This is a genomic window from Luteibacter sp. SG786 (genome assembly GCF_011759605.1).
In the GTDB taxonomy this organism is placed as follows: Bacteria; Pseudomonadota; Gammaproteobacteria; order Xanthomonadales; family Rhodanobacteraceae; genus Luteibacter.
In genome coordinates, this window is record NZ_JAAOYX010000002.1 from 1 (window position 1) to 20924 (window position 20924).

Below are 20924 nucleotides of genomic sequence, written 5' to 3' on the forward strand. Positions count from 1 at the left end.
ATCACCCTCTGAACATTTCGTCCCGAGGTGAGCCGCCCATTCTATATCGTTTTTCCTGTCCGTCAACACCCTCGTGATGCTTTTTTTCGAGGTGGTTAACGCTTCGGAACCCCTCGCTGGGAGGCTTTCGTCGCGAGGGATTGAAAGTATAGGCCGAGCCCGCGTCGGTGTGAAGGGGGTCTCGACATCTTTTCGGCAAATCGGCGCGCGGTAGACTCCGCCGAGCCCCTCCACACTAATAAGGTCTAACGATGTCGAAGTGGTTCCTTCCGGTCGCCCTGCTGGTGCTCTCCCTCGGCGCCCACGCTGCCACCGAGCCCTCCGTGACGCTGCACGGCAAGCGTTTTTCCACCGAATTCGCCACCGACGACGCGTCGCGCGAGCGTGGGCTGATGAACAGGGCATCGATGGCGCCCGACCACAGCATGCTCTTCATCTTCGCCGACGATGAGCCCCGTGCGTTCTGGATGAAGAACACCCTTATCCCGCTCGACATCCTCTACTTCGACAAGGATCGCAAGCTGGTTTCCATGCAGCTCAACGCACAGCCATGCAAGGCCGATCCGTGCGCCATCTATCCCAGCGACGGGAATGCCCGTTATGTCCTGGAGCTGGTGGCAGGCACCGCGGGGAAGCTGGGCCTGAAGCTGGGCGACTCGCTCGTCGTGGATGGCGAGCCCGGTCCGGTGCGCTGATCCGGCGACAGCCCGTGCTCGCAGGGCACGCCCACGTGGTACGGGACGAGTTGAGCCGGATCGATGCCGGCCAGTTCGTCCCACTGGTCGTCGAAGGGGATGAATCGTTGCATGACCGCTTCCTCCGCTGATGGCCACGTTGCGTGGCCTGGCACCATGGAAGCAGGTTTTCCTGCGCAAACGCTGGCGAATTGGGGCGAAATCGTGTCCGCCCCCTCTCTAGTTCGCGTCAGTCGAGTTCGACCATTTCGAAGTCGTCCTTGGTCACGCCGCAATCCGGGCACGTCCAGGTGTCGGGAATGTCTTCCCAGCGGGTGCCCGGCTCGATGCCCTCGTCCGGCAGCCCCAGGGCTTCGTCGTAGATGAAGCCGCAAACGACGCACATCCATTTGCGAAGGGTTGTTTCAGTGCTCTGGCTCATGGCTTTGCGTGTAGTCAACGTGCGGATAGTCCCTCATTCTGTCACCCCCCGCGCTCAAACCCAAGGAACACCATGACGACGCTCATCCGGTCCCCACTCTCGGGCAAGGGCATCTACGCCATCACCGACGGGCCCCGCGACGACCTGTTCGCGGCGGTCGAGGCCGCCCTGGCCGGCGGTGCTCGCCTCTTGCAGTACCGCGACAAGACCGGCGACGCAGAGCGCCGCCGCGCGGAAGCGGACGAGATCTCCCGGATCTGCGCGCGTTACGACGTGCCGTTCATCGTCAACGACGATGTCGCACTGGCCCGTGATACCGGCGGCGGCGTGCACCTCGGGCGGGAGGACGTCTCCATCGCCGAGGCGCGGGCAGCGCTGGGGCCCGACGCCATCATCGGGGTGTCCTGCTATGGCTCCATCGAGCGCGCGCGCCAGCTGCAAGGTGAAGGAGCGGATTACCTCGCCTTCGGTGCGATGTATCCCTCCCCCACGAAACCGCATGCGCCCATCGCGCCCCATGACGTATTGACGCAGGCGAAGGCCCTGGGGCTGCCGATCGTGGCGATCGGCGGCATCACCGTCGACAATGCGCGGGTGCTGATCGATGCCGGCGCCGATTACCTGGCTGTGGTTTCCGCCATTTTCGCCGCGCCGGACATCCAGACGGCGACGCGTCGCTTCGCCGACCTTTTCGAACCAGGACTCATTCGATGACCACGAACCACGAACTTTTCGCCCGCGCCCGTCAGCTGCTGCCCGGTGGCGTGAACTCGCCGGTGCGCGCTTTCAAGTCGGTGGGCGGCGAGCCCTTCTTCACGGCGCGAGCGGATGGCGCCTGCCTGTGGGATGTCGAGGGCAACCGCTACATCGACTATGTGGGCTCGTGGGGCCCGATGATCGTGGGCCACAACCATCCCGCCGTTCGCGAGGCGGTGGAGCGTGCGGTGCGCGACGGCCTCTCGTTCGGCACGCCCTGCGCCGACGAGGTCACCATGGCCGAGACGATCGTTTCGATCGTGCCCTCGGTCGAGATGGTGCGCATGGTGAACTCGGGCACCGAGGCCACCATGTCGGCCATTCGCCTGGCCCGCGGCGCGACGGGTCGCAGCAAGATCGTGAAGTTCGAGGGCTGTTACCACGGCCACGGCGACAGCTTCCTGGTGAAGGCGGGCTCGGGCGCCCTCACGTTCGGCGTGCCCACCTCGCCAGGTGTGCCCAAGGCCTCGGCCGACCTGACCCTGACCCTGCCCTTCAACGACATCGACGCGGCACGCACGTTGTTCGCCCTGGAAGGCAACGACATCGCCGGCCTGATCATCGAGCCGGTCGCCGGCAACATGAACTGCATCCCGCCGAAGGACGGCTACCTGCAGGCACTGCGCGAGCTTTGCACGGAGCACGGCGCGCTGCTGATCTTCGACGAGGTGATGACCGGGTTCCGCGTCGCCCTGGGCGGTGCGCAGGCCCATTACGGCATTACCCCGGACCTCACCTGCTTCGGCAAGATCATCGGCGGCGGCATGCCGGTCGGCGCCTATGGCGGCCGCCGCGACCTCATGGAACAGGTGGCGCCGGCAGGCCCGATCTACCAGGCCGGCACCTTGTCGGGAAATCCGGTGGCGATGGCGGCAGGTCTGGCGATGTTGCGACTCATCCAGGCCCCGGGCTTCCACGACGACCTCGCGGCTCGCACGGTACGGCTCACCGACGGCCTGCTCGCCGCCGCGCGCGACGCCGGGGTTCCCTTCACCGTGAACCGCGTCGGCGCGATGTTCGGCCTGTTCTTCACGGCAGACACCGTGGAGAGCTATGCGCAGGCCACGGCCGCCGACGTGGCGCGGTTTAACCGGTTCTTCCACGGCATGCTCGAACGCGGGGTCTATCTCGCCCCCTCCGCTTTCGAAGCCGGCTTCATGTCGAGCGCGCATGGCGATGCGGAGATCGACGCCACGATCGCGGCCGCGCGAGCGGTGTTCGCCACGCTCTGAAACCGGGTGCCGCTCAGGCGCGCCTGGGCGGCACCAGCGACAGGCGCTTGCCGCGCGTCGTTTTCGGCGCCAGCAGGCGTTCGATTTCGTCGGGCGGAAGTGGGCGCGAGTAGAGGAATCCCTGGCCTTCCTGGCAGCCTGCGCGAAGCAGGAAATCGTGCTGGCCTTCCGTCTCGATGCCTTCGGCGATGGTGTGCAGTTCGAGGCTGCGTGCGATGGCCACCATCGCCTCGGTGATCGCCACGTCGTTCGGATTCGTCGGCAGCCCGGTGACGAAGGAGCGATCGATCTTCAGGTAGGCCACCGCCGGCAGCTTCAGATAGGCAAGCGACGAATAACCCGTGCCGAAGTCGTCGATGGCGACGGCCACGCCGAGGTTGTGCAAGGTCTGCATGGCGCGATGGGTGTCCTCGCCCAGACGCAGAATGGCGCTTTCCGTCAATTCCACCAGCAGGCGGTCCGGCGAAACGCCGCTGTCGCGCAGCGCCTGGCCGATGCCCTGGAGGAAATCGGGGTGGCCGAACGATCCCGCCGATACGTTCACGGCCATGCGCAAGGCCGGCAGGCGAGCCTCGTCCCAGGCCGCGAGCTGCCGCGACGCTTTCTCCAGCACCCACTGGTCGATCTGGCGGATGAGGCCCAGGTTTTCCGCAATGGGGATGAACTCGTCCGGCGCGATCAGGCCGCGTTCCGGGTGACGCCAGCGGATCAGTGCCTCGACGGCCACGATGCGGCCGCTCTTCATTTCCACGCTGGGCTGGTACACGAGATGGAATTCGTTGCGCGCCAGCGCCTGGCGCAGCTCCGAGGCGAGCTTGAGCCGGCGCCGCGCATCCGCGTGCATTTTCGGCGTGTAGAAGCGGAGCGCGTTGCGCTCTTCGGTCTTGGCCACATACATGGCGGCATCGGCGTTGGCGATGAGCGTGACCGCATCGTTGCCGTCCAGCGGGTAGCCCGCGATGCCGATGCTCGCGCTGACGAAGAGTTCGTAGTCGCCCAGGTCGAAGGGGCGTGCCAACGACGCCAGCATGGCTTCCGCCACCGTCAAGGCTTCTTCGCGCGAGCGCAGGTCTGCCAGCAGTACCGTGAACTCGTCGCCGCCGATGCGCCCGGCCACGTCGTGCGGTGCCAGCTGCGCGCGGATGCGCTCAGCCACGCGCATCAGCAGCGCGTCGCCGATCGCATGGCTGTAGCTGTCGTTCACCACCTTGAAGGCATCCAGGTCCACGAACAACACTGCCACCGCGCCACGCTCGTGCGCCGCGCGGGTGATCGCCTCGGCGCAGCGCCGTTCGAACTCCGAGCGCGTGACGAGCCCGGTCAGCGGGTCGTGCGTGGCCAGATGCTGCAGGCGTTGGCGGTCGGCCTTGCGCGCCGTGATATCGGAAACCACCGCCACGTAGTGCTGGGGGCGCCCCTCGCGGTCGCGGATGGTGCTGATGCTCATGAGCTCGGGATAGGTGCTGCCGTCCGCCCTGCGACTTTCCACTTCGCCCAACCAGTTGTCGCCGGCGGCAATGTCGTCCCAGAGTGACTGCGGCAACGGCCGTCCGTCGGGCAGCGTGCGGGTGGCGTCGAAGCGCGTACGGCGCAGCGCCTGCGCCGGAAAGCCGGTGAGCTTCGCATGGGCGGCGTTCGCCGTGGTCACGCGCCGCTCGGCGTCGGCGATGATCACGCCCTCGGCGATGCTGGCCAGGGCCTCGGCGGCGATCTTGCGCTCCTGCTCCATGGCCACGCGATCGGAGATGTCGCGCACGATGGCCTGCGACACCTGCCGTTCGCCCCACGTCACGAGGCTGCTCTGGGTTTCCACCGGACGGGTACTGCCGTCGGCGCCCCGCAGCAGGCCCTCGCCCACTTCCGGCGATCCTTCCGCGAACAGGCTGGACAGTTCCACGCCGGTCAACTCGGCGCGCGCGCGGCCCAGCCACGCTGCGGCCCGGTCGTTCGCGTCGAGGATGCGGCCGGTTTCCTGGTCCACCATGAAAATGGCGTCGGCCGCACTGTCGAACAGAAGGCTGTATCGCTCCTCCGTGCCGCGAATGCCCGCGAGGATGTGCTGTGCCAGGCGCAGCCATAGCAGCGACGCCACGGCCGCCACGCACAGCACCAGGAAGAACAGCACGCGCCCCAGCCAGGAGGCCCCGTTGGCGATGTCCAGCGAGAAAGCCTTGGCGCGGGGCTCGATGTAATTGTTGAGTGCGGCGATCCGGACGCGTTCGCTTGCCGCGGCCCCGGGATCGAGCATGCCGGAGGCGTACCCCCGCTCGAGGCGCTCGGCGATATCGTTCAGTTCCACAAGGCTGTCGTCGACCGACCGCCACTCCGCCACGGCCTCGCGCACATAGGGCATGCCGGAGAAATACTGGAAGATGAACACCATGCCCGGGATGGCCTCGGGAATCACCCCGCCGCGAGCGAAGTCGCTTTCCACCGCCGCATGGGAAAAGTGGCCGCTGGCGATGGCGTCGCGCGCCTGCCGGTCGGCCAGCAGCACCGCATAATTCCGCCGGAAGCCGGCCAGGTCCTCGGGCCGCCCATGGGCGGCATATTCGTCCAGATCGATGACGGCCTGCTTCTGGGCTTTCGACCACAGACTCTCGCCGTTGAGGAACCCGGCGAGAGTGACCTGCGTCTGCATCGCGGCCCAGGTCAGGGTGAGGATCAGCCCCACGACCGCCACGAGCGCATAGGCCAGGGGCCTCAGGCGTCGCGACAGGAGTTGCTGCTGGCTGGCCTCTGACCGCATCGGACCCTCAAATCAAAAAAACCTCATGGATAGTGCGCTAGTTGTCGGACAACTTGCGAGTTACGCAGCCGCCTCGTTCCACTTGCGCACCATGCCCGTCGCGTCCATGCAGCGGTCGAGGGTGATGCTCATGCTCACATAACTGCGGCGGACACACTCCCTTATGTGCTCCACCTGGTCCACAGGAGGGTTCCCGCCAAGCAACGTGCACACGATTTCCAGCGCCTCCCAGGGGTGCGTGTCGTCGTAGGCGGCATGCAGCTGAAGCCAACGAAGACCTGCTTTCCGGCCGGAAACCGGCAGGCTTTCGGCATAGGTTGTGCTTTCGTACACGATTTGCGACCAGTCCCCGGTCGCCCCCTCCACCGCGTAGTTGGTCGCGGCGATGCCCGCGGCCAGCGAATCGTTGCGGCTTACCTCCTCGCACCAGTCGGCAAGGGCCTGGGTGCCTTTGGGCGGCTCCGAGGCCAGTACTTCGGCCCGCGGCACCCCCGCGCTCTCCGCCCAGTTCAGCCAGTACTCCGCGTGGTTCTGCTCCACGCGGATGTTGCGTACGAGCCACCGCCGGGCGAGGTCGTCCCCGGGGCTGCGACCGAAGCGGGTCTTCAGCAGGCTGTGCGACATGTAGCCCGGAAAACGCTCGATGACGGGCCATACGCCCACCATGAAGTTCCGGGTGGTCTGCCGGTCGAGCGTGGCGGCACACATGGCCGTCCACATCTCGTGGCTGACGATACCGCGGCGGGCATCCTCACAGGAGGCGACCATGTCCTGTGCCCAGGTCGGATAACTGGCGATATCGGTCTGCGGACCGGTGAGTTCGAAACGTGCGTTCATATAGATCTCCCTAAAGATCTGCCAAGGATGGTCGGACGAGCCGAGGCGCCCCGCGGCCCGCCCTGATACCGGCCCCATTGCGGGGCCGGAAGCCATTAGGGCACATCGCCGCCAGGTCTTCCCTGGCGGGTCGGCCGGCCTCTGCGCCTAGTCCATCGGTCATGCACACAAGTCCCCTGGCGGCGACTATCGTGTGCATACCAATCACGAAGGGCATCTTCCATGGCCACCATCCATCGGCTCCTCGCCGCCTCGATCGCCTGCGGGCTTGCTTCCACTGGCGCACTCGCGGCACAGCCGTCGGGCATCGACATGAAGGGCATCGACCGCTCGGTGCAGCCCGGCGACGACTTCGACGGCTATGCCAACGGCACGTGGAAGAAGACCGCCGAGATTCCGGCCGACCGGGCCAGCACGGGCGTATTCCTCGAGGTATTCCAGAAGGCCGAGAAGCGGAACGCCGAACTCATCAAGGCCGCGAGCGAAGGCAACCCGGCGGCGGGCAGCAACGAGCGGCTGATCGCCGACTACTACAAGGCGTACATGGACGAGGCCGCCATCGAGAAGGCCGGCCTGGAACCGCTGAAGCCGGCGCTGGCGAAGATCGACGCCATCAAGGACAAAGGCGCGCTTTCCACCGCCCTCGGCGCGCAGCTGCGGGCGGACGTCGATCCGATCAACGCGACCAACCTCGACACGGAGCACCTGCTCGGGCTGTTCGTCGCGCAGGGGCTCGAAGATCCTTCCAGGAATGTCCCCTACCTCTTGCAGGGCGGCCTGGGCATGCCCAACCGCGATTACTACCTGAAGAACGACAAGGACATGGTCGAGGCGCGCACGAAGTACCAAGCGTACGTGCAGGCGATCCTGACCGAGGCCGGCACGCCCGACGCCGCGGCGAAGGCCAAAGCCATCGTGGCGCTGGAAACGAAGCTGGCCCAGGCGCAGCTGTCGATCGTGGAAAGCGAGGACATCCACAAGGCCAACAACCCGTGGCCGCGCACCAGCTTCGCCACGAAAGCTCCCGGCATCGACTGGAACGCCTACTTCAAGGCCGCCGGCCTCGACGACCAGCCCACCTTCATCGTGTGGCAGCCGTCCACCGTCACGAAGTTCGCGGCCCTTGTCGCCAGCGAGCCGCTCGACACCTGGAAGGCCTGGCTGCGTTTCCACACCATCAACGAGAACGCCTCAGGCCTCCTGCCGAAGGCCTACGACGACCTCGCGTTCGGCTTCTACGGCAAGACGCTCACCGGCACGCCGAAGCAGCGCGACCGCTGGAAGCGCGGCTTAAGCCGCGTGAACGTCGACCTCGGCGACGCCGTGGGCCAGATCTATGTGAAGAAGTACTTCCCCGCGTCCTCCCGCACGGAAGTGCAGGACATGGTGAAGAACATCCTGAAAGCGTTCGACGAACGCGTGGACACGCTCGACTGGATGTCGGCGGGCACGAAGCAGAAGGCAAAAGCGAAGATCGCCACCATCAAGGTTGGCGTCGGCTACCCCGACACCTGGCGCGATTACTCCGGGCTGGAGGTTCGTCCGGACGATCCGCTCGGCAACCACCAGCGTGCCGAACTTGCCGAATATCGGCATCAGGTCGCCAAGCTGGGCAAGCCGGTGGACCGCGACGAGTGGTGGATGACGCCGCAGACGGTGAACGCCGTGAACCTGCCCCTGCAGAACGCGCTCAACTTCCCGGCCGCGATCCTCGAAGCACCGTTCTTCGACCCGAAGGCAGACGCGGCGGCGAATTACGGTTCGATCGGCGCGGTGATCGGCCACGAGATCAGTCACAGCTTCGACAACACCGGCGCGGAGTTCGACGCGCAGGGACGCCTCGCCAACTGGTGGACCCCGGCCGACGAGAAGCACTTCAAGGAAGCCGGCCAGCGGCTGGTGGAGCAGTTCAACCAGTACGAAGCGCTACCCGGCTTGCACGTCAACGGCCAGCAGACGCTGGGCGAGAACATCGCCGACGTGTCGGGCCTCGCCATCGCCTATGCCGCGTACAAGGAAAGCCTGGGCGGCAAGCCGGCTCCCGTCATCGACGGGCTTACCGGCGACCAGCGCTTCTTCCTCGCCTTCGCGCAATCGTGGCGCACGAAGACGCGCGATGCCGCGCTCCGTCAGCAGGTCATCGGCGACGGCCATGCGCCGGGCCAGTTCCGCGCGCAGACGGTACGCAACCTCGATCCCTGGTACGACGCGTTCCAGCCGAAGCCGGGACAGAAGCTGTACCTCGACCCGAAGCAGCGCGTGCGGATCTGGTAACCGCACGCTCCTACGACTGGCCGCGGCGGATCCATCGTTCCACCGCGGCCAGCGCGGCGTCGATCGTCAAGGCCAAGGCGCCGACCAGAAGGGAGCCTTGCACAACATAGGCGGTGTTGTTCCCCACCAGCCCCTCGACGATGGGCGAGCCCAGCGTCGTCGCGCCCACGGCCGATCCGATGGTGGCCGTGCCGACACTCACGATGGCCGAAAGACGCACACCCGTCATGATGGGCCCGGCAGCCAGCGGCAGTTCCACGTCGAGCAGGCGTCGCCAGCGGCCGTAGCCCATGCCGTCGGCCGCGTGCAACACGGGCTTCGGCACCTGATCGAGTCCTACCATGGTCTGGCCCAGCACGGGCAGCACACCGTAGAGCGCGAGTGCCAGCAGCGTGGGCGCGGCGCCAAAACCTAGCAACGGCACCGCGATGGCAAGGACCGCCACCGGCGGCACCGTCTGGCCGATGACGGCAACGGCACGCACCGTGGGAAGCAACGAGCGACCCGCCGGACGCGTGGCCACGATGCCGAGCCCTAGGCCCACCGCCACCGCGATCGACGTGGCCGCCACCACGAGGCCCACGTGGGAAAGCGTCAGCGCGAAGAACGAATGACGCGAGTACAGCGGATGCGACACGTCCGGCTGCCACGCATGGAACCATGCGGCCGAGTGCGGCAACACCACGAGGAGCGCGACCAGCAGCGCCAACGAAACGGCCGCCCTCATGCGCGCCGGCTCACGAGATCGGCCAACACGATCGCGCCCACCCTCTCGCCGTGCATCTGCACGGGCAAGCGGTCACGCCCCTGCGAGAGCATGGCGCCAAGTGCGTCCTGCAACGAGGCATCTGCATCGACGGGATCGCCGTCCGCCTGCTCGCCACGACGCATGTTGTCGCCGACGGTGCGCACGGCCAGCTCACGTAAACGGGCGCGCGTGCCGCCCACGAAGTCGCGCACGCGGTCGTCCGCAGGCGCGTGCAGCAGATCCAGCGGCGAGCCCACCTGCACGAGGCCCCCGTCGAGCATCAGCCCCACACGGTCGCCGAGCCCGAACGCCTCGTCCATGTCATGGGTGACGAAAAGGATTGTGGTGCCGGTGTCGCGCTGGATCGCCTTCAGGCTGGCCTGGAGGGATTCGCGCGTGAGCGGGTCGAGTGCACCGAACGGCTCGTCCATCAGCACGATGCGCGGCCTCGCGGCCAGCGCCCTGGCCACGCCGACGCGCTGCTGTTGTCCGCCCGACAGCGTGTGCGGGTAACGCGACCCCATGCCCGGTTCGTCCAGGTGCAGCAGCGAGAGCAACTCGGCGGTACGCGCACGGATCTCGTGCGGAGGCCAGTGCAACAGGCGTGGCACCGTCGCGATGTTCTCGGCCACCGTGCGATGCGGGAACAGCCCTACCGACTGGATCGCGTAACCGATGCCACGGCGCAGGGTTTCCGCATCGCGCGTCGCCACGTCCTCGCCGTCGATCCGCACTTGTCCGGCGTCGACCGGAACGAGCCGGTTCACCGTGCGCAGCAGGGTGGACTTGCCCGAGCCCGACGGCCCCACCAGCACGAAGAACTCGCCGCTTTCGATGCGCAACGAAAGGTCGTCGATCACCACCTGTTGGCCGAAGCGCTTGTGGACGTGGTCGAACTCGATCATGCGCGACGCTCCGTGAGGGCCAGCAACCCCTGGAAAAGAAGATCCGCGACGAGGGCCAGAGCGATGATGGCCAGTGTACCGAGCAACACCATGTCCATCGCGCCCTGCCCGATGCCGAGGAAGACGAAGCGGCCGAGCCCGCCCGCGCCGATCAGCGACGCGACCGCCGCAAGGCCGATCGTCTGCACCGCGACGATGCGCAGCCCGGCGAGCAGCACCGGCCATCCCAGGGGCAATTGCACGCTCCACAGCAATTGAGCGCGGCTCATGCCCAGGCCGCGCGCCGCTTCGCGTGCGTCGGCCGGCACGGCATCCAGGCCGGCAACGGTGTAGCGCACCACCGGCAGCAGTGCATACAGCAGCAGCGCGAACACCGCGGGCGCGCCGCCGGTGCCACCGAAACCCAGCGCGCCCAACGCGGGCCAGGCATGCGCAAGCCAGGCGAACGGCGCGATGAGCAAGGCGAACAGCGCCAGCGACGGCACCGTCTGCAGGAAGGCGAGCGTGCCCACCAGCACACCGTTGGCACGGCCCGTGCGCCATACCCACCAGCCCAGCGGCGCACCGAAAGCGAGCGCGAGAACCAGCGTGACGGCGGCAAGACGGAGGTGCTCGCCCAACGCAGCGGCGAACGGTGCGCGTTGGGCCTGCCATTCGCGCACGAGCGACAGGCCGTCGAACGCACCCGTCGCGGAAGCCGCGACAATCGCCGCGAGCGCGGCAAACCACGCGCCTGCCTGCCATGCCTTGCGCATGCCGCGAAGGCGGTCGAGAAGCAGCAGCGCGGCGGCAAGCCATCCAAGCCAGAAGCCTGCGCCGGGCTGCACCCGTGTGAACGGCGTGGCATGCGCGAGCACGTCCCGCGCGTCCGCGCCGGCCAGCAGCGGAAGACCCGCCACACCCGTCCAGGCGAGCAAGGCCAGGACCCATCGCCCCGCCGGAACGGTGACGAAGGAACAGGCGACGGCCAACAGCCACCCGCCCGCCAGCAGCCATGCATGCGGGCTAAGCGCTTCGCCGGTGAGTAGCCGGTTCGGCGCGACGCGGAGAAACGCCGGGAGCCACGCCGCGACCAGGCCGACTGCCGACAACACCCATACGGGCAACGCCGTGCCCTCGATGAGTGGAGCGGGCTTCGCACTCACTTCAGCAATCCCTGCGAACGAAGGTAATCGTTCGCCACCTTGGCGGCGTCCTCGCCGTCGATCTGCGTGCGTGCGTTGAGCCGGCGAAGCATCTCCACCGTCAGCGGACGGAACGCGGCTTCCAGCGGTGCCCGCATGCCCGGATAGCGCCGCAGCACCTCTTCGCGCACCACCGCCGCGGGTTGGTACACCATTTCCACGTGCGCAGGATCGTCCAGCACCGCGAGCCCCGTGACCGCGATGGCGCCATCCGTGGAGTACACCATGCTCGCGTTCACACCGGAGATGCCTTCGGCCGCCGCCTTGATCGTCGCCGACGTATCGCCGCCGGCCAATACCAGCAGCTGCTCGCCGCGCAGCGTGAAACCGTACGCGGACTGGAACGCCGGCAACGCCGCGTCGCTCTCCACGAATTCCGCGGAGCCGGCCAGCAGCACCTTGCCGCCGGCGTTCACCCAGCGCGAAAAGTCGCGCAGCGTACGCAGGCCTTCGCGCTTCGCCACGTCGCCGCGCACACCGATGGCCCAATGGTTGTCGGCAGGTGCGGGGGCCAGCCAGACCAGGCGGTTCGCTGCGAGATCCAGCGAGGCCGCCAGCGCGTACGCCTTCGCGGGATCGCGGAACGCAGGGTCGCTTTCGCGGTGGAAGAAGAACGCCGCGTTGCCCGTGTACTCCGGATAGATGTCGAGGTCGTCGTTCAACAGGGCGCGGCGCACGATGGAGGTGGGACCAAGCTGCGTGCGGTCGGCCACGGGCACGCCCGCATGGCGAAGCACCTGCAACACGACCTGCCCCAGCAGCGCACCTTCGTTGTCCGCCTTCGAGCCGACCCGTACCGGCACCTGCGCGTGCGACGCGAAGGTCATCAGCGCCAGGGCGAGCACCGCCAGGCGGCGCACCGTCAGCGGCCCAGCATCTGGGTGAAACCGCGCTTGAAGGCGTCGTCGATCGGCGTGGCGCCGACGCTGTCGGGCAGCGCGGCGTAACGCGCCTCGAAACGCTTCACCTCCGCGGCGAACCGTTCCGCCCTGCCGGCGTCGTCACCCTCTTCCACTGCATAGGCCAGCACGCGGGCGGCCTGTCCCGCAAGATCCACGTCGTCGGGCAGCGCGGAGATGTCTCCCCACACCTGCTTCAGGTACTTCACGGCATCGCCGGCGCGGCGCATGCGGTGCAGCAGTCCGGGCGGCGGGGCATGCTCCGGTGCGAAGCGCGCCACGACGTCCTGGGCCTCGTCGACGGACACCGGTCCGAGGTCCACACGGATGCACAGCCACGCGGCGTCGAACAGCCATGTGCGCGGTTTCGGCTCGGCGCTGTAAGGCAGCGGCTCGCCGTTGACTTCCACGCTTTCGGGAATGCCGGCATCCAGCAATTCCACCACGTACGAACGCGTGGCCGGGCGGCCGCGGTAGTCGCCGCGCATGGCATCCAGATGCACGCGTTGCATCTGATCGGCACGCCGGCTCGTGACGCGCGTGGTTGCGAATTCGCCGCGCCGGTAGCCCTGACTCATGCCATCGTCGTCGTACAACGACGTGCAGCCCCCCTCGCCGGGGAACACCTGGAGAATGAGGCAGTCCGGCGGAGTGGCCAGGTCGCGCAAACCTTCCGGATAAAGCGGCACCACGCTGCCCGGGCGGACGAAGATCGGAATTTCCCCCAGCGTGTACGAGCGCGCGAACACCTTGCCGCCTTCGAACGACTCCGCGCCATCGCGGCTGTACCACAGACCGGGCGGCAGCCACACCGGGAATGGCGCCGTGCCGTCCGCACCCGCGGGCACGGTGACCGGCGCAACGAGGATGTCGTCTCCGAACATGTACTGCCCCGGATACGCATAGGCTTCGTCGTGTTCCGGCCAGTGGTAGTACATGGGCCGCACGATCGACACGCCGGTGTCGAAGGCGGCCCGCGCCGCGGCGTAGATGTAGGGGGCAAGCTGGTAGCGCAGGCGGATCGCCGCAAAGATGGCGTCGCCGTAAGGCGGCCCGAAATGCCATGGCTCCTTGTGCAGGCTCGCCTCTTTCGCCGAGTGCGTGCGCAGCACCGGGCTGAACACGCCCAGTTGCATCCAGCGCGCATACAGCTCCGGCTCGAGGTGGCGCTCGGGCCGGGGAATCTTCTTGTCGAAGGTGTGCCCCCCGATGTCGTGGCTCCAGTACCCGTAGAGCACGTTCGACGCCATCGACGTGAAGTGCGGTTGGTAGGCCAGCGACGTCCATGAGATGACGCTGTCGCCGGAGAACCCGATGGGATAACGGTGGTTACCGAGGCCACCCCAGCGGTGATAGATGAGCCCGCGACGGTCGCCGTCGCGCTCCATCTCGTTGAAGAACACATGGTTGAGCCACCAGGTGTTCGAAAGACCCGGATGGCTTTTCGATTCCGGCCACTGCTGCCAGTCGAGCCACCAGAAATCCACGCCCTGCGCCTCCAGCGGGCGCAGCACGGTGTCGAACAGCGCACGCATGTACGGCTGCGACGCGCCTTCGAACGGAATGGGTGCCTGCGTGGAGGTATCCCAGGAAAGCGCCTTCGCCATCGCTTCGTACCGTTCCTCGTGCGGCATGACGCCGGACGCGGGATGCAGGTTCAGCGTGATGCGCAGGTTCTGCCCATGCGCCCAGCGCATGAACGCCTTCGGGTCGGGAAAAAGGCTTCGGTTGAACGTGTAGCCGGTCCAGCCCGAGGCTTCGCCGAAGATGTCCTTGTGCTCGTGGCCGGGCCGAAGCGAAAGGCCCGGCGTGGTGTGCCAGTCCATGTCCAGCACCAGCACGTCGAGCGGAATGCGTTCCTTTTCGAAGCGCGCGCCCAGCGTGCGCAGCTCCTCGTCGGAATAATTCCAGTAGCGCGACCACCAGTAGCCGAACACGAAGCGCGGCGGAATGGGTTGCGGCCCGGCAATGGCCGCGAAGTCCGCGAGCGCGGCGCGGTAGTCGTTCCCGTAACCGAAGAAGTAGAGGTCCTGGCGCTCGCCGGCCGGCCGTTCCGTCACCCAGCCCTGCGCGTCGATGCCGAAGCTGTCGGTGTCGTCGACCACGTGCCATCCGTCTCGCGCGATGAGCCCATCTTCCAGTGGAAGCTTGCTGCCGTCCTGCCACGTGTCGCCGTCGTAGCGGTCCAGTGTGCGGTACGTGCCGCCGAGGTTCGCCTTCTGCGCATCGCCGGGATTCCACGTGACGGGGTTGCCGTCGCGCCGGACGAGGATCGCGAGGTTCGCGGCGCCGAAACGGCCGGTGCCCTTCTCGTAGCGCACGCGCAGCTGGCCCGTGTCGATCTCGATGAAGCGGCCGTCTTCACTCAGCGTGAAGGGAGGCACCTCGAGGGCACGCCGGACGACCACCTGTGTCGGGCCGTCACGGAATGTTCCCCCGGCGCTCCACTCGAGCCGAACAAGCCGCGGGGTGAGTACAGTGAAGCGCACGTCGCCGCGTTCCACCATGGCCTCGGGCCGGGCGGCCGCATCGGTGCCGGCGCGGCTTTCTGTCGTGGCGTGCATGGGCGGGCCTCACCTCTTTTCGAAACGGAGGTGGGCCATTATGACTCAGAGCAGCACGCAGCGATTCCGCCCCGCACGTTTCGCGGCATAGAGCGCGCGATCCGCACGGTCGAACGCGTCGGTTGCCTCCTCGTGGGCGTCGAATCGCGTGATGCCGCCGGACATGGTGATCGTCACCGGCTTGGAACTGGCATGGAAGGCCAGGGCCTCCACGGTGGCGCAGAGGTGTTGCGACAATGTTTCCGCATCGGCGGGCGATGTATCGTGGAACACCACCACGAACTCCTCGCCACCATAACGCGCAACGAACGCGCGTCCCTCCAGTTCGCGCGCGAGGGCCTGTCCGACGATGCGCAGTACGGCATCGCCGGCGGCATGGCCATACGCATCGTTGATGGATTTGAAGTGATCGATGTCGAAGGCGCCCACGCACGCCACGGCACCGCGGCGCACGTCGCGTTCCACCTCCGCCATCCGGCGTTCGTAGGCGAGGCGGTTCGGCAATCCGGTGAGGCCGTCGGTCAATGCCAGTTCGTGTTCGCGTCGCAACGAATCCTGCAAGCTGGTGGTCTGGCTTTCCAGTTCCTCCACCCGGTCGCGCATGCGTTCCGCACGATGCCGGTATGCCGCCAGCCTGGCGTCTTCGCGTTCGCGGTATTCGCTGAAGTGACGGTCGATGAGCGACAGCCGCGCGTTCACTTCGGCCTGCAGGCTGGCGAGGTCGCTTGCCGCGAGCGTCTTCTCGCCGAGCGCCCGCATTTCCTCGCGCACCCGCGCATCCAGCTCGCGGCTGCCACCCTCCCCGGCTCTTGCCGCTTCCAGTTCTCCGGCGAGGAACCGGGTCACGTCGCCGAGGCGCGCGCTCACCGTTGCCAGCAGTTCCTGGAGCCGGGCGATGTCCGCACGAAGGGCTTCGATGGTCGCCGCGTCCTCGCCGCCCTCGGCTGACGAAGCCTCGTCCAGCCGGGTCACGACGCCCGCCAGGGCGTCGAGCAACGGTTCGATCGAGGCGGGCGACGGCTTGCCGCGCAACTCGGCCGTCAGCCGTTCCAGCAAGGCATCGACCTCGGGACCGGGCGCGGTGACCAGGGCGACGAGACGGAGCGCCAGCCGGCGCAGCACTTCCTCGACGGCACGAAACTCGCGCTCGTCGCTTTCCATCCGTTCCAGCGCAAGGTGGTACTTGCGCTCCCAGACACCCTCTTCCAAGCCATCCCCCGGTTTCGTGACCCTGGGGGGCATCGTACGACGAAGCGGGCTTCAGCCGTTGACGGGACGCAACATGCGCCGCGTCCCTAAAGGGAGGTTGAAGCCCGCAGCGTATCGCGGGCGCGAGACACCACGGCCCTGCCGCCCGCCACCGCGACCGTCTGCTCGGCGAGGGCCGCAACGCCCGGACGATGCGACACCACCAGCAGGACCGTCTCCGGCAGGCGTCGCTTCAGGGCCGCGAGCACCCTCAGCTCCGACGCCGCGTCCAGTGCGCTGGTGGCTTCGTCCAGCACGGCCAGCCGCGGTCGCCGGAGGATCACCTGCGCCAGGAGGAGCCGCTGCAGTTCGCCCCCGGAAAGCCGGCTCGACGCGCTCGCCAGCGCCGTGTCGAGGCCCTCCGCGCTGTCGTCGAGGCGGCGTTCCAGTCCCACGTCCGACAGCACTTCCCGCAAGCTGGCATCGTCGGCGTCGGGAGCGGCCCAGGCCAGACATTCGCGCACCGAGTGCTGCCACAGGCGAACGCCCTGGCTCACGTAGGCGCCCTTGCGCACCAGGCCGCGGTAGGTCGTGAAGTCGATATCCGCCGTGCCGATCCCTGCCGCGAACGTCTCCGGCGGAACCATGCCGGCCAGGACATCCACGAGACTGGTCTTGCCGATGCCGGAATCGCCGGCGATCAGCGTGAGTTCTCCCGGCACCAGTGTGAGATCCGAGACCTCCACGCCTCGCGCGGGCGGACGCACGCGCATGTGCCGGATCGTCACCGCGACCGGCGCCGGCACGGCCACGCTGGCCGCGGCCTGCTCGGCGTCGATGTCCATGTAGCGCTGCCACAGGGCCAGGGCCGGCGCGGCCGAGCGCAGATGCTGGAAGCTTTGCCGCGTGGTGGCGACGTAAGGCAGCAGACGACCCAGTAAGAGGCACACGGCCACCAGCGATGCCGTGTCGATTCCGTGCCAGCGCCGGGCCAGGATGAAGAGACCGGCGATGCCCGCGGCCGCGAGCAGTTCGAGCACGAGCCGGCCCGACGCGATGAGTTCCAACTGACGCGCATAGCCGCGACACAAGTCGGCGGCGACTTCGCCGTAGCTTGCCTTCTCCGCCTCCTCGCGCCCGAACGAACGCACGTGGCGGAGCCGTCGCGGCAGGTCCTCGCTATGCCAGAACAGGCGCGTCATGCCGGCGACATAGGCCCTTCCCACCTCGGCCTGTTCGTGCACGAACGCACGCGATGCGACAAGGCCCGCCAGGGCGAACACCGGCACGGCGAGCATCAGCGGGGGCGCCACCCAGAACGCGAACGCGACATTCACGGCCGCGGTGCTGCCTGCAACGAGCAGTTGCTGCAACGCGCTGAAACCCTGCACCGCGATCTCGGTATTGTGCGTGAGCACGTTCGCGATCTCCGCCGACGTGGCATTCGCCAGCGCGGGCAGCGGCGCCTCCACCAGACGCGCCTGCACACGTCTGCGCAGGGCCATGCCATAGCGCGCCGTCAGCTGCGCACCCCGTTGCGACGCATGCCAGCGCAGCACGGCGAATACCGCCGTGGCAACGACGAAGACGATCGCGGGTCCGTCACCCTGGGGCGACGGGAGCAGGAACCCAGGCAACGAAAGCGCGTGCGCCGGCTGCACCAGCGGCACGAGCAGCAGCGCGGCGATGCTGCCCACCAGTGCCGACACCAGCGACAGTGCCACGTATGCCGCGATCTTCCGCCGCTCGCCGCGCGGCAGCGTGTCCAGCATGGCACGCAGCGGCGACGCGTCGCGAGCGCGGGCTCCGGTCACGTCAGCCCGCGCCGCCGGCGCGGTCGAACAGCGGCGCCAGCGCCCGGATGGCATCGCGAGGGTGCGCGCCGCGGCGCAAGCGGTAGACGCCGGCACGAGCGATCTTCTGCACGAAGCGATCCCAACCCACCTGTCCGGTGCCATAGGGCTGGTCGCCCGCCAGCATGGGCGCGGCGAATTCCCAGGGAATGCTGTCCAAGAGTCCGCGCGCCGCGTCACCCGACTCGTCCGACACGAACACGGCCGCGACGATGCGCAGCGGCGCGGGTGCGGCGAGGCCGGCGCGCCCGCGCAAGTCGGCTTCGTGTTTGACGGCGCCGCTGCGCCGCCGGATGACGGGCGCCTGTTCGATCCACTCGCGCGCCGTGGGATCGTCGACGAACCGCAATGTGTCCGACTTCACGTGAAGAAAGTTCGCCACGCCGGTGGCGAGCAGGCTCTCGGCATGCACGAACACGCTGTCTTCCGCCAGCATCTGCATGCCGGCGAGCAGCGCCTGCAACGCGAGCGTCGACTTGCCCGCGCCGCTCGCACCTAGCAGGAGCACACCCAGCCCGTCCCTGCCGATGCACGCGCCATGCAGCGGCACCAGGTTCAGTACGCGCGATGCAAGAAGGAACACCGCGAACTCGATCAGCTCGTAGCGCACGTGATAGGGAAACGCGAGCATGTCTTCCGACACCACGACAAACCCACGGCGCTGCGCAGGCACCAGCAGTACGTAGTTGCACTCGTCGACGACACCGCAGAGCAGGCCTTTGCCGCCCTGCGTGCGCACGGGCGGCGGCTCGGCGAGCGCCGGTCCCGCCGTGCGAGGCACCAGGCGCAGTTCGACATGGAACTCCGGCGACAGGCCGGGGAAGCGATGCGCCGGCAGGCAGCCATAGGCTGCCTCGACCAGTTCGAGCAACGCGATGCTGTCGCTCTCGAAGCGGAAGCGGCCGCCGAGCACCTGGCGGCTCATGCAGATGGCCGGACGCAACCGCTCGCCGAACGGATCGGCGCGGGAATCGTCGCGTGTGGGGATGTCGCCTGGATGAATCATTGCCCGTGGGTGCCAGGCGTCCCGCGAATGGTTGTGCCGCCAGAGGCAACCTCGCTGGCAGGGCCGGGCACTCATCACCATGGCAGCGTCGCCCGCGCGGCGTCCCGATGGTTCCGTTCGAGGCTTCCAACCGATGCTGAATATCCAGGTAGGCCACTCCTATTTCCTGCGCTACGACAGGAAACAGTGGGAGCGCGGCAAACCCTATCCCCCGTTGGCGACCATACAGATCGCCGCCCTGCTCCGCCGCATGGGACACGAGCTTTCGCTGTTCGATGCCATGCTGTCCGGTGGCGTGGAGGATTTCCTTCCCGCCTTTCGCGACGCCGCTCCCGATCTGGTGGTGTTCTACGAAGACAACTTCAACTTCCTGACCAAGATGTGTCTTGGCCGCATGCGCGAAGCGGCCTGCCGGATGATCGGCGAGGCGCATGCCGCCGGTGCCCGCGTGATCGTCGCAGGCTCGGACGCCTCCGATCACCCGGAGCCCTTCCTTGCCGCCGGTGCCGACGCGGTGCTCACGGGGGAAGGCATCGGCGCGCTGCTCGCGCTCGTGGACCGGCTGGAGCGCGACCCGCACATCAACGACGAAGCCTGGACGGCCGGGTTGCCGGGCGTAGCCACGCGCACCGGCGACGGCGTCAGGCGTGCGCACGTGGGGCCACAGCCGCCCGATCCGCGCGTGGTGGGACAGCCCGCATGGGACCTGCTCGACGTGGAACGTTACCGCCGCTTCTGGCACGAACGGCACGGTTATTTCAGCCTCAACATGGCCGCATCGCGCGGCTGCCCCTTCCGCTGCAACTGGTGCGCCAAGCCCATCTGGGGCAATCACTACAATCAGCGGCCGGCGCGCGAAGTGGCCGACGAGATGACCTGGCTCAAACGGACGTACCGGCCCGACCACATCTGGATGGCCGACGACATCTTCGGCTTCCGTGCCGACTGGGTCGGCGAATTCGCCGAACGCCTGGAAGAAGAAGACGGTTCGATTCCCTTCACCATCCAGACGCGTGCCGACCTCGCCAGCGAGCGCATGTGCGCCGCACTCGCGAAGGCCGGATGCGCGGAAGCATGGATCGGCGCGGAAAGCGGCAGCCAGCGCGTGCTCGACCGCATGACGAAAGGCACGAGCGTGTCCGAGCTCATCGGTGCCCGGCACCGGCTCGGCGTCCATGGCATCCGCGTGGGGTTCTTTATCCAGCTCGGCTACATCGGCGAACAGCTCGACGACCTGCTGGCCACACGCGAACTGGTGGCCGACGCCGCACCGGACGATATCGGCGTCAGCGTGTCCTACCCCCTTCCCGGCACGAAGTTCTTCGAGGAAGTGAAGGCGCAACTCGGCCGCAAGACGCATTGGGAAGACAGTGCCGACCTGGCGATGATGTTCCGCGGCGCCTACGACTCCGACTTCTACCGCGCCTTCCGCGACCTGTTGCACGAGCAGGTGACGCTTCGGCAAGGGCCGGCCGACAGGAACGCCGAAGCGTCGCTGCGCAAGCGCTGGGACGCGCTCATCGCGAGCGAGCGCACGCATCGCAGCGAGGCTCCCACGCCCGCGTCGCCCATGGCGCTGCAAAGCGTCGCCCTCCCCCTCCTCTGAAGCCCGC

16 protein-coding genes are annotated in these 20924 nt (G+C 67.6%); 5 read left to right on the top strand and 11 right to left on the bottom strand.

Annotated features, from left to right (window positions below; all coding sequences use genetic code 11):
- The first annotated feature begins 251 nt into the window (after positions 1-251).
- A complete protein-coding gene (locus FHS47_RS11895; protein WP_167027960.1) occupies positions 252-695 on the top strand; it encodes a DUF192 domain-containing protein in 444 nt (147 codons plus the stop codon).
- A 229-nt stretch (positions 696-924) separates the two neighbouring features.
- On the opposite strand, the gene FHS47_RS11900 is transcribed toward FHS47_RS11895, so the two are convergent.
- A complete protein-coding gene (locus FHS47_RS11900; RefSeq protein WP_036116149.1) occupies positions 925-1116 on the bottom strand; it encodes a rubredoxin in 192 nt (63 codons plus the stop codon).
- Positions 1117-1188: 72 nt separating this feature from the next.
- On the opposite strand from FHS47_RS11900, the gene thiE reads away from it, so the two are divergent.
- Entirely contained in the window at positions 1189-1830 is a 642-nt protein-coding gene (thiE, locus tag FHS47_RS11905) for a thiamine phosphate synthase (RefSeq protein WP_167027962.1), read from the top strand.
- Complete coding sequence (gene hemL, locus FHS47_RS11910) at positions 1827-3104, top strand: glutamate-1-semialdehyde 2,1-aminomutase (RefSeq protein WP_167027964.1); 1278 nt, start codon at positions 1827-1829, stop codon at positions 3102-3104. Before thiE ends, hemL begins: the two co-directional genes overlap by 4 nt.
- Positions 3105-3117: 13 nt before the next feature.
- Here hemL and FHS47_RS11915 read toward each other — a convergent pair whose 3' ends face one another.
- Both FHS47_RS11915 and FHS47_RS11920 read right to left on the bottom strand, forming a co-directional pair.
- The gene (locus FHS47_RS11915) at positions 3118-5853 is read right to left on the bottom strand and encodes an EAL domain-containing protein (protein ID WP_167027967.1); all 2736 of its coding nucleotides are present in this window, start codon (positions 5851-5853) and stop codon (positions 3118-3120) included.
- A gap of 60 nt (positions 5854-5913) precedes the next feature.
- Complete coding sequence (locus FHS47_RS11920) at positions 5914-6690, bottom strand: iron-containing redox enzyme family protein (RefSeq protein ID WP_167027969.1); 777 nt, start codon at positions 6688-6690, stop codon at positions 5914-5916.
- 222 nt (positions 6691-6912) lie between these two features.
- On the opposite strand from FHS47_RS11920, the gene FHS47_RS11925 reads away from it, so the two are divergent.
- Positions 6913-8964, top strand: coding sequence for a M13 family metallopeptidase (locus tag FHS47_RS11925; protein ID WP_167027972.1), 2052 nt, complete (start codon positions 6913-6915; stop codon positions 8962-8964).
- Between the two features lie 10 nt (positions 8965-8974).
- On the opposite strand, the gene FHS47_RS11930 is transcribed toward FHS47_RS11925, so the two are convergent.
- The 8 genes from FHS47_RS11930 to FHS47_RS11965 form a co-directional block, all read right to left on the bottom strand.
- Positions 8975-9691 (bottom strand): ABC transporter permease, encoded by a 717-nt coding sequence (locus FHS47_RS11930; RefSeq protein ID WP_167027974.1) that lies wholly within the window; start codon positions 9689-9691, stop codon positions 8975-8977.
- On the bottom strand, positions 9688-10617 hold the full coding sequence (locus tag FHS47_RS11935) for an ABC transporter ATP-binding protein (RefSeq protein ID WP_167027976.1): 930 nt from the start codon (positions 10615-10617) through the stop codon (positions 9688-9690). The genes FHS47_RS11930 and FHS47_RS11935 overlap by 4 nt, the downstream gene beginning before the upstream one ends.
- Positions 10614-11762 carry an ABC transporter permease gene (locus FHS47_RS11940; protein ID WP_167027979.1) on the bottom strand — a complete coding sequence of 383 codons (1149 nt, stop codon included), beginning with the start codon at positions 11760-11762 and terminating at the stop codon, positions 10614-10616. The genes FHS47_RS11935 and FHS47_RS11940 overlap by 4 nt, the downstream gene beginning before the upstream one ends.
- Positions 11759-12661 carry a glycine betaine ABC transporter substrate-binding protein gene (locus tag FHS47_RS11945; RefSeq protein ID WP_343203526.1) on the bottom strand — a complete coding sequence of 301 codons (903 nt, stop codon included), beginning with the start codon at positions 12659-12661 and terminating at the stop codon, positions 11759-11761. Before FHS47_RS11945 ends, FHS47_RS11940 begins: the two co-directional genes overlap by 4 nt.
- 2 nt (positions 12662-12663) lie before the next feature.
- Entirely contained in the window at positions 12664-15264 is a 2601-nt protein-coding gene (locus FHS47_RS11950; protein WP_167027981.1) for a glycoside hydrolase family 31 protein, read from the bottom strand.
- A gap of 45 nt (positions 15265-15309) precedes the next feature.
- Complete coding sequence (locus tag FHS47_RS11955) at positions 15310-16473, bottom strand: GGDEF domain-containing protein (protein WP_167027984.1); 1164 nt, start codon at positions 16471-16473, stop codon at positions 15310-15312.
- A gap of 86 nt (positions 16474-16559) precedes the next feature.
- On the bottom strand, positions 16560-18266 hold the full coding sequence (locus FHS47_RS11960; protein ID WP_208381970.1) for an ABC transporter ATP-binding protein: 1707 nt from the start codon (positions 18264-18266) through the stop codon (positions 16560-16562).
- A 1-nt stretch (position 18267) separates the two neighbouring features.
- A complete protein-coding gene (locus FHS47_RS11965) occupies positions 18268-19311 on the bottom strand; it encodes a serine kinase (protein ID WP_167027986.1) in 1044 nt (347 codons plus the stop codon).
- A 133-nt stretch (positions 19312-19444) separates the two neighbouring features.
- Here FHS47_RS11965 and FHS47_RS11970 point away from each other — a divergent pair, with 133 nt between their 5' ends.
- Positions 19445-20917: a radical SAM protein gene (locus FHS47_RS11970; protein WP_167027989.1), complete on the top strand. Its 1473-nt coding sequence runs from the start codon at positions 19445-19447 to the stop codon at positions 20915-20917.
- Positions 20918-20924: the final 7 nt, after the last annotated feature.